7 protein-coding genes are annotated in these 15,115 nt (G+C 44.6%); 5 read left to right on the top strand and 2 right to left on the bottom strand.

Annotated elements, in window-relative coordinates; all coding sequences use genetic code 11:
* Positions 1–102 precede the first annotated feature (102 nt).
* Positions 103–9,102 (top strand): RHS repeat-associated core domain-containing protein, encoded by a 9,000-nt coding sequence (locus M23134_RS36180; protein ID WP_002705688.1) that lies wholly within the window; start codon positions 103–105, stop codon positions 9,100–9,102.
* 2 nt (positions 9,103–9,104) lie between these two features.
* On the top strand, positions 9,105–9,473 hold the full coding sequence (locus tag M23134_RS36185; protein WP_002705689.1) for a hypothetical protein: 369 nt from the start codon (positions 9,105–9,107) through the stop codon (positions 9,471–9,473).
* A gap of 137 nt (positions 9,474–9,610) precedes the next feature.
* Here M23134_RS36185 and M23134_RS36190 read toward each other — a convergent pair whose 3' ends face one another.
* A complete protein-coding gene (locus tag M23134_RS36190; protein ID WP_002705691.1) occupies positions 9,611–9,961 on the bottom strand; it encodes a hypothetical protein in 351 nt (116 codons plus the stop codon).
* 186 nt (positions 9,962–10,147) lie between these two features.
* Positions 10,148–10,513 carry a helix-turn-helix domain-containing protein gene (locus M23134_RS36195; RefSeq protein WP_002705692.1) on the bottom strand — a complete coding sequence of 122 codons (366 nt, stop codon included), beginning with the start codon at positions 10,511–10,513 and terminating at the stop codon, positions 10,148–10,150.
* A 159-nt stretch (positions 10,514–10,672) separates the two neighbouring features.
* Here M23134_RS36195 and M23134_RS36200 point away from each other — a divergent pair, with 159 nt between their 5' ends.
* From M23134_RS36200 to M23134_RS36210, 3 genes are all read left to right on the top strand, one after another.
* Entirely contained in the window at positions 10,673–13,303 is a 2,631-nt protein-coding gene (locus M23134_RS36200; protein ID WP_002705693.1) for a CHC2 zinc finger domain-containing protein, read from the top strand.
* A gap of 381 nt (positions 13,304–13,684) precedes the next feature.
* On the top strand, positions 13,685–14,572 hold the full coding sequence (locus M23134_RS39490) for a tyrosine-type recombinase/integrase (RefSeq protein WP_002705694.1): 888 nt from the start codon (positions 13,685–13,687) through the stop codon (positions 14,570–14,572).
* 174 nt (positions 14,573–14,746) lie between these two features.
* Positions 14,747–15,115 (top strand): site-specific integrase (locus tag M23134_RS36210; protein ID WP_002705695.1); only part of this gene is annotated, 369 nt, incomplete at its 3' end.

Genomic DNA, 15,115 nt, shown 5'->3' on the forward strand with positions numbered 1-15,115 from the left:
GGTCAGATAGAAATTAGCGACCTTACTTTAGGGGCAGGTCAAACCATTAGCCCTGGTAGCGGGGGAGTAAGCGGAGGTAAACTCCTTTTGATGAGGGTGGTCATGCAAGATGTATTCAATTTTGTAGGCACAGGAGATTTTGAGCTACAGACAGTCACAGCAGAGTTTGTGGGTGGAGCTCACATTGACGTCCCTGAGTATAAAGGTTCCTACAGTACTTATAAAGCCGCCACTACGCTAAGGGTAAGTACAGGGTCGTTTTATGATACTGCGGAGGCACCCATAGACATTACCGTACATGACAATGGGGTTTGGAGTTACTCCAGTTGGTTACAGAATTATTTTGATCTATATGGGACTTTTTTATCCGATGCTACTTTTCATACTATAGGTACCGCTACCCTCATTTTGAAACAACCTGTATTTGGAGGGAATGTATACATAGACAATCCCTCTGGCACCTTTAGAAGTTTTTCAAATGGTGGCTTAATAACTTTCAACGGCAATGGAACCCAAGTATTAGATAATATCAATGGAGAGGTTGCACCAATTTATATCAACAAGGTAGCGTTACAAAAGCCAACGGGGAGACTGTTCATACAAACCCCTTTGGACGTCCAAAGAGAACTAAAGTTTACTCAAGGAGGGGTAAATAGCGTAAATACTGCCCTTATCCTAAGACCTTCTATTACTTTTCCAGGAGCAGATGGTACCCAAGGCAAGTACATCGAGGGCGCTGTTTGGGTGTCAGGGCATTTAGGGGTGACTCACGTATTGCCTCTGGGCAAGTCAGGCAGTTACCGTCCTATTCGTTTAAATTATCAAGGAAGTACTACTACCCAACAAGTTGAAGTAGAATATCTTCCTACAATAACCCCCGTAAATACCGCCCACAACTGTATTGAAGTAGGGACTTGTGAGCATTGGCGAATAAAAACTCTACCAGGACAGGGAGTGTACAGTGTCTTGGTAAGTGTTCCTGCTAATGGGGGTTGCGTATTGTCAGGAACGCCCCAATTGGCACACTATAATGGCAACACCTGGGAGGTGAAACCCAGTACTGTATCGGGAAACTGGCTGGAGGCAAACTCTAATGCCCATGTCGATTTCTCTTCTGGCTCAGAAATGTACATCACTACTGGCGCTGTAAAAGATGCAGGGGCAATTGCCACCAGCACGGGCTCAGTTACTTGTATTGGGGTATCACACACCTACAGTGTTCCGGTGGTAACAGGGGTTACCTATACCTGGGTAGTACCTACTGGCTGGTCAATCATTTCTGGCCAAGGCACCCACGAAATAGTGGCTGAAGCAACATCGGCTGCGACCAGTGGCAACAATGAACTACAAGTAACTTATACCGATGCCACCTGTACTACCCAACCCAGCAAATTTTTTGTAATTGTAAACCCCAAGCCTGCTGCTGCTGGTGCCATTACCGGAGCTACAGGCGTATGCCCAGGCACCCAGGCAAGCAACTACTCGATACCTGCCATTGCCGGAGCCGACGAATATATATGGACGTTACCTGCCGGAGTGGCTCAGGCAGTAACCGGGGCTACAGGTACTATTACTATAGTAGACAATTTCATTGAACTTGATTTTACTTCCAGTTTTGCCGGCGGAGACATTACCGTAAAGGGGAAAAATAACCAATGTGGCGAGGGAGCTGCGAGTACATTAACTCTCAATAACTTAACTGCATCGAGTGGTTACCTGCACCTAAAAAGTAACAGCGTGTGTGACGCCAGCCCAACGGGAGGTTTGGTGCTACATACCAATGGACAAACCTATAGTTTGTACAAAGACAGTGTGCTATTGAGCAATTATACAGATGTAAACGTGGTGAGCAGTCCAGCTACCATATCCCAACTTACGGCGGGTACCTACTATGCTGTCATCAGTAATGGAAGTTGTAACTTTACTACCAATTCGATTAAAATAGTAAATACTGATGGACAACAGCGTTTTCAGTCGTTCAAGCATTGGGACAATGTAAACTATGCTGGTTCGGTGAGTATGTCTGTCAACGCCCAACAAGAAACCTTTGTGGTGGGTGAGATTCAGGGTTCATCTATACAATTGGGCAACATTACCTTGCAAACCCAACAACCTAACGCCTTATTTGTAATGAAATACCTCAGCGAGGATGAGGTAAAATGGGCGAAGAAAATAGAAGCCAACTATTTGGAGGACGGTATCATAAGGCCCGATGGTCTGGGGAATAGTTATGTGATTGCCCGTTATCAGGGCATTGCAAGCTTTGAAGGAAGCAGCCAAACCTTGACTTCATCAGGGGGTGATTTCCATTTGTGCTTGATTAAGTACAACCGAGATGGAGCAGTGGCCTGGCTGAAAGACATACCTACTACCAACCCTGTTCGGGAATTAACTGTAGATGCACAAGGCAATGTACATGTCTTTATAGACAATGAATCTGCTCGCAAATATGATAATCAGGGCACCCTTCTGTGGGCTAAACCTGGGTTAATAGGAAGTGTGTCGCCCAACAACGAAGCCTATCTGGTGAGTTATGATGTTTCAAACAATCCAGTACTCAAAAAGTATGACAGCAATGGGGTAGTACTGTGGCAGCGTGCCATTAGCCAAGGAGAAATTGCGCAAATACGCACCAATGCTCAAGGCGAAACCTATGTTTTGGGAAGGTTGTTTTACAATTCCTCGACAAAAATAGTATTGGATAATACTACTGGCACCTCAGATTTAAACATCACGGGCGAAGACGTAACCTACGTGGCAAAATATGCTGCCAATGGAGATTTATTATTTGCCAAACAACTAGCGCAAGGTGATGCTTATACCTATACCCTTTATCATTTTCAGCTAGACATGTTTGATAATATGTATTTATTAGGGACCATTGAAGAAACAACTTCTTATACGTTTGGCAATACAGTGGCGCCTGGTGTGGGGTTTGATTATGTAGTATTGAGTAAATTTGATGGCAATGGCAATTTTGAATGGGTTAAAGATATAGGTCCTGTTTGGAATTATTTTTCTCCAACATCATTTGACCTGACAGCAAACAAGCAGGGAGAAATGTTGGTGTCAGCATTTCCTAGTTATCCTGGTGCGGTGATGTTTGGTAGCCAAACAACCACTGCGACTGCACAAACCCAATTATTGGTCGGAACAATAGGGTATGTAACCAAAAACTATGTCATTGGTCAGGCAACCCTTACCGGAGCCCCTCAAATATGCAAAAATGTGTCTCCCCAAGCCGATTACATAGTAACCGGAGTAAACGGAGCCACTACTTATCAGTGGACCTTGCCTGCCGGAGCTACAGCTACCAGTGGCAATGTGTTGAGCACCAACCCTACGGTGGTAGAAACCACTACTTCGGGCATTACCATCGATTTTACCAATGTGACGCTGGCCAGTGCCACCCTCCAGGTAGTAGCAAGCAGCGGTTGTGGAGCGGCAAATCCGGCAAGCCTTGCCATCAATCTAGGCAATACACCTGCCGTTGCGGGCACCATTACGGGTACCTCCAACACTTGCGCCAATCAAGCGGTTACTTATACCACTACTACCGTGGCGGGGGCATACGAATATGTATGGACGTTTACCCCGGCTGATACCAGCCTGGTGGCTACCACCCATACTTCACAACAACCCAACTACACCTTTACTCCCACTACCACCGGAACACTGACCGTGCAAGGGAAAAACGATTGTGGTACAGGTAGCGCAAGCAGCCCCTTGGCAATCACCAGTGGTACGCCCCCCACTATTACGGCAGTAGCCAACAGCAGTACCAATTGTGGCAATGCGGGCGGAGGTGAGTTGAAGTTTAACTTGGCCTTTAGTGGAGCGGCTACCTACAGGGTGTTCAAAGATGGAAACGCCTACAGTGGCATACAAACCGCTACCGCCGGCGAGCTGACCCTTACTGGTTTAGCCATTGGCAACTATACGGTAGAACTTAAGGCAGGACAATGCGTGGCTACTGCGGAGGCTTCGGTAAACGACGGCAGCCCAGTGATTACCAACATCAAAACAAGTTATGTAAGTTGTGACAACAGCAAAATGAACTTGTTTAGCCCGGCTACGCTCCAGTTTGACATTAGCACCGCCCAGTTGCACGCCGAGTTTAAAGAGTATACCTATACCGTGCTCGACCCACAAGGAGGAGTGATTGTACCTGAAACCACTATTTCGGGGGTAACCCCGGCAAATGCTACGCAGGTAACGGGTACCCAAATAAACGTAGCCAACCCTCAAATAAACGAGACGTACGCCATCATTATCAAGGCCTACAAAGCCCTTGACCCCAATACCGGTTGCAGCAATTGTAGGGAAGAATATTGTCAGGTAACCCAAAGCTTTAGTTTTCAGGGCTTGCCCATTAATCTAAGCTTGCAGGGAGGCAACCCCCAATATGTATGCGATGCGGCGGGTACTACTGATGTAAAAGTAATTGTAAACGCTAACCACGACAACGGCTTGAGCATTGCCCCGGCAGGAGGCTATAGGGTAGAGTTGCTGGACGAAAATGGTACAGTAGTAACTACCCAGGACATTGCCACCTTGCCCGCCAACAATGAACTCACCATTACTGGCGTAGGGGTAGGTAACTACCAGGCTAAAGTAACCGTGGGCAAAGACAACTACAGCTGTATTGGCTTGGTGAAGTTTGACGTAGAAGACCTGGAGGTACAAATTACGGTAAACACCGATCCAGAGGTTTGTACCGATGCCCACAACGGCAAAGCGGCTGCTACAGTGGTGGGAGCAAAAAAGAAGGTGAAATTCCAATGGAAAAAGGCAGATGGAACCTTGCTCGTTGATGACCAAGGCAATGCTTATGAAGCGGCTTTGATAGAACAACTGGAGCCAGGCGATTATAAGGTGATTGTAACCGTTGCCGGGATTTGCCCCAACGAAAAAGCTTTTACCATTGAGCCTTACGCTCCTCTGCTAGATACAGCCATTGTAGAAGTAGACACGCAAAAATGCGAAGTGATTGCCCGCGCCGAGCTCACCACTGCCGGGCAAAACGATTACCCCACTGGCCCTTACCATGTGGTGTGGTACCGATTGAAAATAGACGAGAACTTTACTGCGGGCGACGAAACCGACGAAAGCAAATACACCAAAGTATACGAAAGCCATGAGGCTTCTTCAGTATCGGCTACTGAGCCCGACCTAAGGGTGGTGCTCGACGAAAAGCACCTGGTGTTTAAGGGCTGGTATTATGTAGAAATAAGCGGCCCTGACAAATGTGCGATCAAAAGCGAGCCCACCGAAATAGAAAGGCCGCGTAAAAAACGCACTTTTGAGATCAGCTTGCGCTGGAAAACCCCTGAAGTAAAACCCAAAGAGCCCGAATTGCCTCAGTTTGAGTTTCAGGTAGTGTTTGACGACGCCAAAGAGCAAATGACCACCATTACCGAAAAGTGTGTACAAGACGAACAGGAAAAGTTAGCCGCGATGTTCAAAACTCAGTGCAAAGCGCCTGCTGGCAACCTGGAGGTAACTTTTGAGCAAAGGCAACACCATTATACCTTGTATTACTTTGACCGTGCCGGGCAGCTTACCCAAACCGTGCCTCCGGCTGGAGTACGCTTATTGGCTGATACCAACTTAAACCGTGATCGCCGCCCGGCACATATCATGCGCACCACCTACAACTACAATAGTTTGGGGCAAATGGTTAACCAACATACGCCCGATGGTGGTACTACCAACTTTGTGCACGATCAATTAGGGAGGATTCGCTTTTCGCAAAACGACAAACAAAAAGATGAAAATGCTTATGCTTACGTAAAATACGATGCCTTGGGCAGAACCATAGAGGCAGGGCGTGCTACCCAAACCGGGGTGAGCTTTCCGGCTATGGCATTTAATATTCCTGACATTGACCTAAACAATACCATTGCAGACAACAATGCCTTCCCGAATACCGGGCTGAGCGAACAGGTATTGAGCTTTTATAATGTACCAGGCACCTTTGCCAACGACCAGCACACGGGCAAAAATGCCTTCTATTTCGCCGAAGCCAACACCCAAACTTATTTGCGCAACCGGGTAAGCTATACGTTGGCGTATAACCAGGGCAACACCGACCCCGTGCGCACTTATTTTAGCTATGATCCGCACGGCAATGTTACCTGGCTCATTCAGGAAACTCCTGGTTTGGACAATGGCAAAACGGGCAGCGAAAAACTCAATTACCGCATGCACCTTGCCTACGATTATGACTTGATCAGTGGCAAAGTGCTCAAGGTGAGGTTCAACGACGATACCAGTCGTGCAGACCGTTTCTTGCACCGTTATGCCTACGACGAAGACAACCGATTGACTTTGGTAGAAACCTCGCGCGATGGTTATATTTGGGACAAAGACGCCCAATACGATTATTACCTGCACGGACCGCTCAAGCGTACCGAATTAGGCGAAGATAAAATTCAGGGCGTAGACTATGCCTACACCATCCACGGATGGATCAAGGGGATGAACAGTCCGATACTGGATGTAAACAAAGACTTGGGCGGAGATGGCAAACCGGGCAGTGCTTTTGCCCCCGATGTATGGGGCATGTCGCTTACTTTTTACGATGGTGACTATGTACACGACAATGCTTCATCGTTTGCCGCAGCAGGCAATACTACCTTAAAGCCAGGGGCTAATTACAACCTCTACAATGGCAACATTGCTACCTGGACAAGTGCTTTGCGAGGGGTGAACCAAAACCAACAGATACAAAGGGCTTTTCAGTATAAGTACGACCGCCTAAACCGGATCAAAACGGCGAATATGTATGAGTGGAGTGGCACCGCCTGGGCGACTGCGGCTACTAATAACGCCTTGCATACCAACTATAGCTACGATGGCAACGGCAACTTGCTGACCCTGAAGCGTTACGACAAAACGGGTAGCTTGTTAGACAACCTGACCTATAGTTACAAAACCAAAACCATCAACCAATTGGACAAAGTGACCGATTCAGTGGCGGGCAAAAAAATTGAAAAAGAGGTCACTGGCACCAACCAGTATGACTATGATGACATAGGCAACCTGGTGCGCGACCACGCCGAAGACATCGTGATTGTGTGGAACATGCAAGGCAAGGTAAGCGAGGTACGCCCTGCTACGGCTACCTCCAAAAAGCCCCACATTCGCTATTGGTACGATGCCAGCGGTAACCGCCTTAAAAAAGAAGTGAGCTATGCTGCTGTAGTAAGCGATGGCAACGGAGGCTTTGTTAGAAGTTTTACGGCCGCCCCCGAAAAGGTGAAAGTGAGCTACTATACCCGCGACATGGACGGCAATACGATGGCAATTTATGAGCAAAAGTACAATGCTGCTACCAGTACTTGGGAAACTACCCAAAAAGAGTTAAGTTTGTATGGTAGTGAACGTTTGGGGACGGTAGAAACCAGTCGATTGTTGAGCAGTGTACCAACAAATACCAATGCAGTAGCGCGTTTGGTAGGCGAAAAACGTTACGAGTTAAAAGACCACCTTACTAACGTCCGCAGTGTGGTAACGGATCAAAAACGTTACCTGGAGGCTGGAAACGTATTTACGGAGTACGCCAATGTACGGACGTTTAAGAATTACTATCCGTTTGGAATGGAGCAGCCCGGCGACGAGGTTGCGCCCGTGTTGATCCCGGTGAATTTACCGGATGGTTGGGGCATTTACGAGATGACGGGCTGGATGGGAAGCATCGGTCTGGAGACGGCACTTAAAGTGCATCTGGACTACGCACCGGATACCGCGAAATGGGTGTTTGGAAAAGAATACGCCTCGACTCCTTTGCAGACTTACGAAGTGAGTTTTGATGTTGCCCTGGATAGTTTGAGTTCAAGCGATAACGAACTTAAGGTGACGATCAAAGATGCCGCCACTAATCAAATCATTAAAGAAGAAGTTTACAAAACCGCTGGAAACTTCAAACTTCGTTACTTAGCCATAGGTGACACTACCAAAATTTTATTTCATTTGAAAGACCCAACGCCGAATATCGGAAGTTCGTTGGAGGTTACCGGAATTGCTCTGAATAAGACTGATTTTGGGAACTATAGGTATGGGTTTAATGGTAAGGAGAACGACCAGGAGTGGGGTAAACTGATTCAAGATTATGGGTTTAGATTGTATAATCCAGCCATTGCGAAGTTCTTGAGTGTTGATCCTTTGAGTCCGAGTTATCCCTGGTATACGCCTTATCAATTTGCGGGGAATAAACCTATTGAGGCGATTGATTTGGATGGGCTGGAGGAACTTTTAAGAATAGCTCCTGTCATAAACATAAGACCTTTACTTAGAACGACTACTTCAAATACTCAAACACAGAGGCTTAGTACATCTAGAGGAGGACAAGGTAGCTATCAAAGGTCGCGTCAAGGTGTTTATGGTTTCTTTGGAATTCAAACTGGTAAGGCTAAGAATCTTCAGTTTAGAGTGGCTCCAAATATATCCAAACCTCCTTTGACGAAGGAAGCCTACTACGGTACGACAGTAGTTTCTGAGCAGGGAACGTCATTTTTACCTTATACAAGTTATCTGAGCGAATATAATAGAATAAAGTTTACCGCATCTACTGAAGGGGATGAAACTAGACTAAGAACAGCAATAGTAATATCACCAGAAAAACGTCTTTCTGAATTAGGTGATATATCTAAACTAGATCAATATTCTGATAAATATAAGAACTTAGGTCAACAAGCTAAGATTATATTGATTACCATCCCAAATCGGAAATATGTACATAAATACCCACTTGGACATAGCATTATAGGAATACAAGATGGTAGTGGTGTTACTTCTTGGTTTGAGCAAGCACAGGTTTATGATGGAAACTATATGTTTAGGAGAATGAGTGAGGGTGACGTTGAGTACCTAGAGTTGTTTGAAACCACAAGGCAAGAGAAAAATATAAGTGAAATAGAGTACGAGTCGGCACTATTTGGAGCTTTTCATAAAGCTTCTCAAACTCCAACACGTTATGATAAAAACACTAATAATTGTTCAACAAATTGTGCCGATATTTTTGACAGAACAAGGTTTCAAGTTCCTTCTGATGTGAGGTCTAGACCGAATAAATTGAAGGATTGGTTTGATAAGCAGTAATTATGGTTAAAATAGTTGAAGTAAGGTTTGATAAAGGAATTCCTTCTATTGATAAAATAGTAAATCAGTTTCAGGTAAATACTGGCTTAGATTTAGATTTAAGTTTGAATGAAAAAGGATTAGGTACAGCAAGCTGCAAAATATTCAAATGCCAAGCGATGGTTATACTATCAAAAACAGATAATATTATTTCTGTTCGTTTGGGATATGATCGTAAAACTTATTTTCTATCAGCACTATTTTTTTCTTTGGTTGATTTAGGAGGAGAAATTATTGCTGGAGGTTGGGAGTTTACAGAAATTTCTCGCAAAAAATTTGCTGATGTATTAGAAATGCCAAGTTTATCAAGGCATTATTTGGACTTAAAATAGTTTGAGCTTAATATCTAAGAAAGCTTTTATTCTTAGCTGATAAACTTTCTCTAGACAACAAAAAACCAAAGCCTGATTCATTAATTTGAGTCAGGCTTTTTTTATTTCTTATGAACTGAAAAAGAGGGTAGGAGTTTTTAGCTTTTTGGTTTTTTGGGTGTAAATATCATGCCTTCGCCCATTCCTTTACTTTCACTCCAAGCCCATTTAATATGAGTTCTGAGTTGGGGGTTTGGTTCAAAAAAGCCCTGGTATTGAAAAATAATTGTTTCGTCCAGATATACTTTATAATGAAAGTAGAGGCTTTCTTTGTAGACAGGGGTTGACCTGATTTCATTTAAGACGGCTTTTTTTTTCTGGTTAAAATCTCCCCCAATAGGAAAGTAATCTAAGTTTTGTTGGGTTTGCAAAATTACTTCTCCTGGTTGAAAGTTTTCATCCAGTTCTCTATGGTCTATCTCAAGTCTTATTTTTTGTTGTTGGTACATTTTAAATGAGTTTTTGTAGTGAGTATGTGGTATAAAATTGAGTTGGTTTTTATTTTCTTATGAACTGAAAAAGAGGGAGTTATGCTTTGAAAAGTGGGAAGATATTTTTATTTTTACGTTATGTCTTGTATAGTCATAAGACATTTTAAACCCTGTACTAATTTTTAGTACGGGTTTTTTTGTTTCTTATGAGGCTAGGTTGATTGCATCATTTAAAGTGTCTTTTAATCGCTTTTTGATGATAAGGCTATCAATAATTTGAAAAATAGATTTTCTTTCCCCTTCATCTAATTGTTCTAACAACTGTACTTTTTCTACCAAAGACTTATCTAGTGATTCAACATCTTTAAATATTTTGTCCGATGTAAATAGTTCTGCAACTTCAACGTTTAGTGCTTTACATATTTTCTCTAGTGTAGCTGTTGTTGGATCAGTCTTACCTTTTTCTATTTTAGAGTATTGTGATTGATCCATATTTAGTGTTAATGCTACTTCCTTTTGAGAGAGTTTTTTAGCTTCTCTTACCTTTCTGATTTTATCTCCTATATCCATATTAATAGAATTTTACATCTATAAAGTTACTTAAAAGTTGTTTTTAAGTGTTAATTGTCTAGTATTTTTTTGTTTCAGCTATTTTGGTGCTTTATTAATTTGGATACATAAATCTATATTTATATGTTTGCTTTGTAGATTTATTAATCCAAAAAAAATATGACTATACAACAAATCAAACAAAACCTCTCCATCACCACCGTCTTAGCCCACTACGGCTTAAGCGTAAACGGAAACAATCGCATGTGTTGTCCTTTTCACAATGATACCAAGCCGAGTATGGAGGTGTTTCCAAAGTCGGACACGGTATTTTGCTTTAGCAGCAATTGTGAGGTGCACGGGAAGCCTATAGATGTGATTGATTTTGTGATGCACCAGGAGAAGTTGAGCAAGCACGAGGCTATTTTGAAGTGCAAATCTTTGTTAGGTGCCACTGGTGGAGTAGGGGCTCCTTCGCCTTCTTTGGTTCAGGCGCAGCCTGCTATATCTGAAAAAGTACGGGTGAAGACGATGACGGCGGCTTTTGCTCATTTCCAAAAGGCGTTTGCTCAAAGTAAGGCAGCCCAGGCATACATGCAAAGTCGTGGTTTGGAGGGTATCCAGGAAGTAGGTTTTCACGATGGAAAGTTGAGCAAGCCTTTGCGTGCCGGGCTGGATACTTTGGGTATTTCTTCGGCTTGGGGTCGGGGTTGTATTATTTTTCCTCTGAAGAATGCTGAAGGTGATATTGTGAGTTTTTATGGGCGCAGCATTAGCAACGAGGGCGACCAACGGCATTTTTATAGCACGCAGCGCCAAGGCTTGTACCCTGGTTATCCTGACGCGCAAAGCACTAAGTATCTGGTACTTACGGAGAGTGTGATTGATGCGGCGTCTTTTCCGGTAGATGATGATGCTACGGCGGTGTTGGCTTTGTATGGAACCAATGGGCTTACTCCGGCGCACAAACAGTTGGTGGTGCAAATGCCTCATCTGGAGGAGATTTATTTGTTTTTTGACGGGGATGATGCGGGGCGCAAGGCTTTGAAAACCAGGGCGGATGAGCTTTGGAAGGTGTGGTTGCACGGCGCGTCAGCTACTACGCAAACGATTAGTAGTGTGCCTACTCCGGAGGGTGAAGATGTAAATTCTTTGTTGGTGGCTTATGGCGAAGTGGTGGAAGCTTCGGACGAGCCGTCGATTTTTCACCATCTCCTGAGTCAGAAAACGGTGCTTTACTCAGGAGGAGGGAGCGCAGCCAAAGTGAGCAGCAATGGCACTACAGCAGCACCCGCGCCGGGTTTCAGGTTCGATACGTCTAACCCTAAAAAACTGGTGTTGGAGACTTTGAATGGTCGTTATCAGTTGCAAGGGGCGCCCAAACCGGAGCTGGAGTCTATGAAGGTAACCTTGTTTATTTATCCTGCGTCGGGTGGGAGCAAATCGCGCCATAAGGTAGATTTGTACGAAGACCGCCAGATGGAGAAAGTGGCCCGTGAAGCTAACGCCAAGTTGGGGGTTGCTTATGAGTTGTTGTTGATTGATTTAAACCAGTTAGCCGATGAGCTGGAGGCTTACCGCGATGCGGAGTTGGCGGAGTTAGCGGGTAGCCAAAGCCAGGGTAAGCAGCCAAAACCGGTGCCCGCCGCGCTGCAAAAAGACTGTTTGGCTTTGTTGCGTTCGGCTGATTTGATGACGAAGCTAAATGAGCACATCGGGGCTTGTGGGGTGGTAGGCGAGGAGATGAATCGTTTGTTACTCTTTTGTGTAGCAAGTAGTTATAAAATGCCGGATACTTTGCACGCTATAGTACAAGGGAGCAGCGGGAGCGGTAAATCGCACTTGTTGAATGCCATTCTTGAGTTGATGCCAGAGGAGGGCGCCTTGGATGTAACGCGTATTACCGACCGTAGTTTGTACAATTATGGAAAGTATGATTTGTGTAATAAGTTGTTTGTATTGCAGGATTTGGACGGTTTGAGCGAGGAGGCTTTGCTGTCTTTTCGTGAGTTGATCAGCTACGGTAAATTGGCTAGTTCTACCACTACCCAGGATTTGCAGGGGAGAAATAGTGGTGGTGTCAAAGAGGTATATGGTCCGGTGGCGAGTATGGCGGCTACTACCAAAACTGAGCTATACGAAGACAACGAAAACCGTTGTTTTACCCTGGCGGTGAACGAAACGAGGGTGCAAACGAAGGCGATTACTGATTATATGAACGCTTGTTCGGCGGGTAAGGTGAGCAAAAAGAAGCAACTGACTACCAAAGAGTTACTGCAAAATTGTGTGCGTTTGTTACGCCCTCATGAGGTGGTCAATCCTTACGCTACTCAATTATCGTTACCCGCTGAGGTAAAAAATCCTCGTCGTTTGCATAATTTGTACCAGTCGTTGGTGAAGCAAATTACTTTGTTGCATCAGTTTCAGCGGGCGCGCGATGATGAGGGTCGTTTGGTGGCTACAAAGTCTGATTTACATTGGGCGAATGAAATTTTGTTCGAAACGATTATATTGCGCATTGACGAGCTGGATGGTAGTTTGCGCCAATTCTTTGAACAGTTGAAAAATTATTGTTTTGACAAAGGCGTCAAACTGGAGTTTACCCGGCGCGAAGTGCGTCATAAGTTCCGGATAGAAAACACTCGTTTACACCGTTATATGCACAAGTTGCACGACTTGGAGTACATTAAACAAGTGGGTGGTCATGTAAACAAAGGCTGGACGTACAAGATTACTTATTGGGACGACATCCAGGCTTTGCGTTCTCGCATTCGTCAGTTTCTAGCCGATCAACTTTCAAAATTAAAATAGACTGGCATTGCATTCTTGAAAATGCCAGATGCAACGCTAGATAATGCTTATTATCAGTGAGTTAGCCCCAGAATACCCCTAGCATTTCATATTTCAAAAAATAGCTAAAGGGGGCTTTCAAAAAAACGCGTTTCCGAATATAGAAAACCAATCACTTTATTTATTCTTATCAATTTAGTTTATTAGTCGGTAGTCCGGAGTTAGTAGTTTTTAGTTGGTAGTTTTTCAGTTGATAGTTTTTAGCCTCGCTTCGCGCAACCATAAAACCATTTTAGCCATAAAACCATTGAAACTAACCATCAAGCCATCCAACAATTTTTTACCTCCCAACTCCCAACTCCTAACTATGGACTCCCGACTCCCAACTAACCAACTATTATTATGGATTCTCTGGAAATTACTATTACTTCTTATCAGGAGCATTTGCAGGGCTTTGAAGCCTGGTTACGCAGCTTGGGTTATGCTTCTTCTACTTGTGACAAATACCCTCGTCAGTTACGTGAGTTTCTTTACTTTCTGGAGCAACAGGGACGCTTTGGTTTGGCTGAGGTGGGGGCTTCTGATGTGTCGGCTTATTTTGACTATTTGTCGGGTCGGCGCAGTGTTAAAACGGGTGAGTTGCTGAGCCATTCTCATTTGCGTAGTGTTCGTAAGACTTTGCGTGGTTTTCAGCGTTATTTGCGGTCTTTGGGCGTGCCTGTTTTTAGCTTGCCTGGGGTTTCTTTGCCTGGTTTGTCGGCGGCTCCCATTCGTGTTTTGAGCCGGGTTGAGGTGGGTTTGTTGTACGATGGCTGCGGGTTTGATCATTGGGGTTTGCGCGACCAGGCGCTTTTGTCTTTGGGTTATGGTTGTGGTTTGCGCCGTAGCGAAATTCATTTGTTGGATGTGGGTGATGTTCACTTCAAAAAGGGTTGGGTACAGGTGTTGTCTGGTAAGGGTCGCAAGGAGCGTTTTGTGCCTATGGTGGGTCGGGTGAAGGATGATTTGTATGCTTATTTGACGGAGGGTCGCCGCTTTTTTTCGGGTCGTTCGCCCAGTCCGGCATTTTTGCTGAGTCAGCGTGGGCATCGTTTGGGCCCCAAGAGTTTGAGCGAACGACTGGAAAAGTTGGCGACAAAAGCGGAGTTATCGGGTGGTTCGGTGGGTTTGCATAGTTTGCGCCATAGCATTGCTACTCATTTGCATAATGGGGGTATGTCGTTGTCCAAAGTGAGTTTGTTTTTGGGTCATAGTTCACTGGATTCTACACAGTTGTATACTCATCTTTAGTCGGGAGTTGTTAGTCGGGAGTCGGTAGTTATTAGTCGGTGGCTTTTAGTTGGTAGTTGTTAGCCTCGCTTCGCGCAACCATAAAGCCATTTTAGCCATAAAGCCACCCAACAATTTCTTATCTCCTGACTCCCAACTACGGACTCCCGACTACTAACTAAAAAACTAAATCTTATGAAAACTTTCCAAACTTATTTATCTGTTGATTGTGGTTTGTCGGCTGGTACCAGTTATCACAAACAAAGTGCAGTGGCTCAGTTTCTTACTTTTTATGCGGCGCGTGACCCGGCTGGTTTGGGTTATGCTGATTTGCTGCATTACATTGATTATTTGCGCAGCCTGCAACGAAACGCGGTGACGATCAATCGTCATTTGACTGCCCTGGGCGATTACTATGATTATTTGATTAGCCTGGGCTTGTGCCGCAACAATCCGGCGCAAGGGGTCCCGGTAAAAAAAGGCCTGGAAAAAAGTCATTATACATTGGTAAACTATAGCGCTTTGGAGCAGTTGTTTGCGGATTATGCGGGGAGTTTGCAAGGA

Source organism: Microscilla marina ATCC 23134 (assembly GCF_000169175.1).
GTDB classification, from domain to species: Bacteria; Bacteroidota; Bacteroidia; order Cytophagales; family Microscillaceae; genus Microscilla; species Microscilla marina.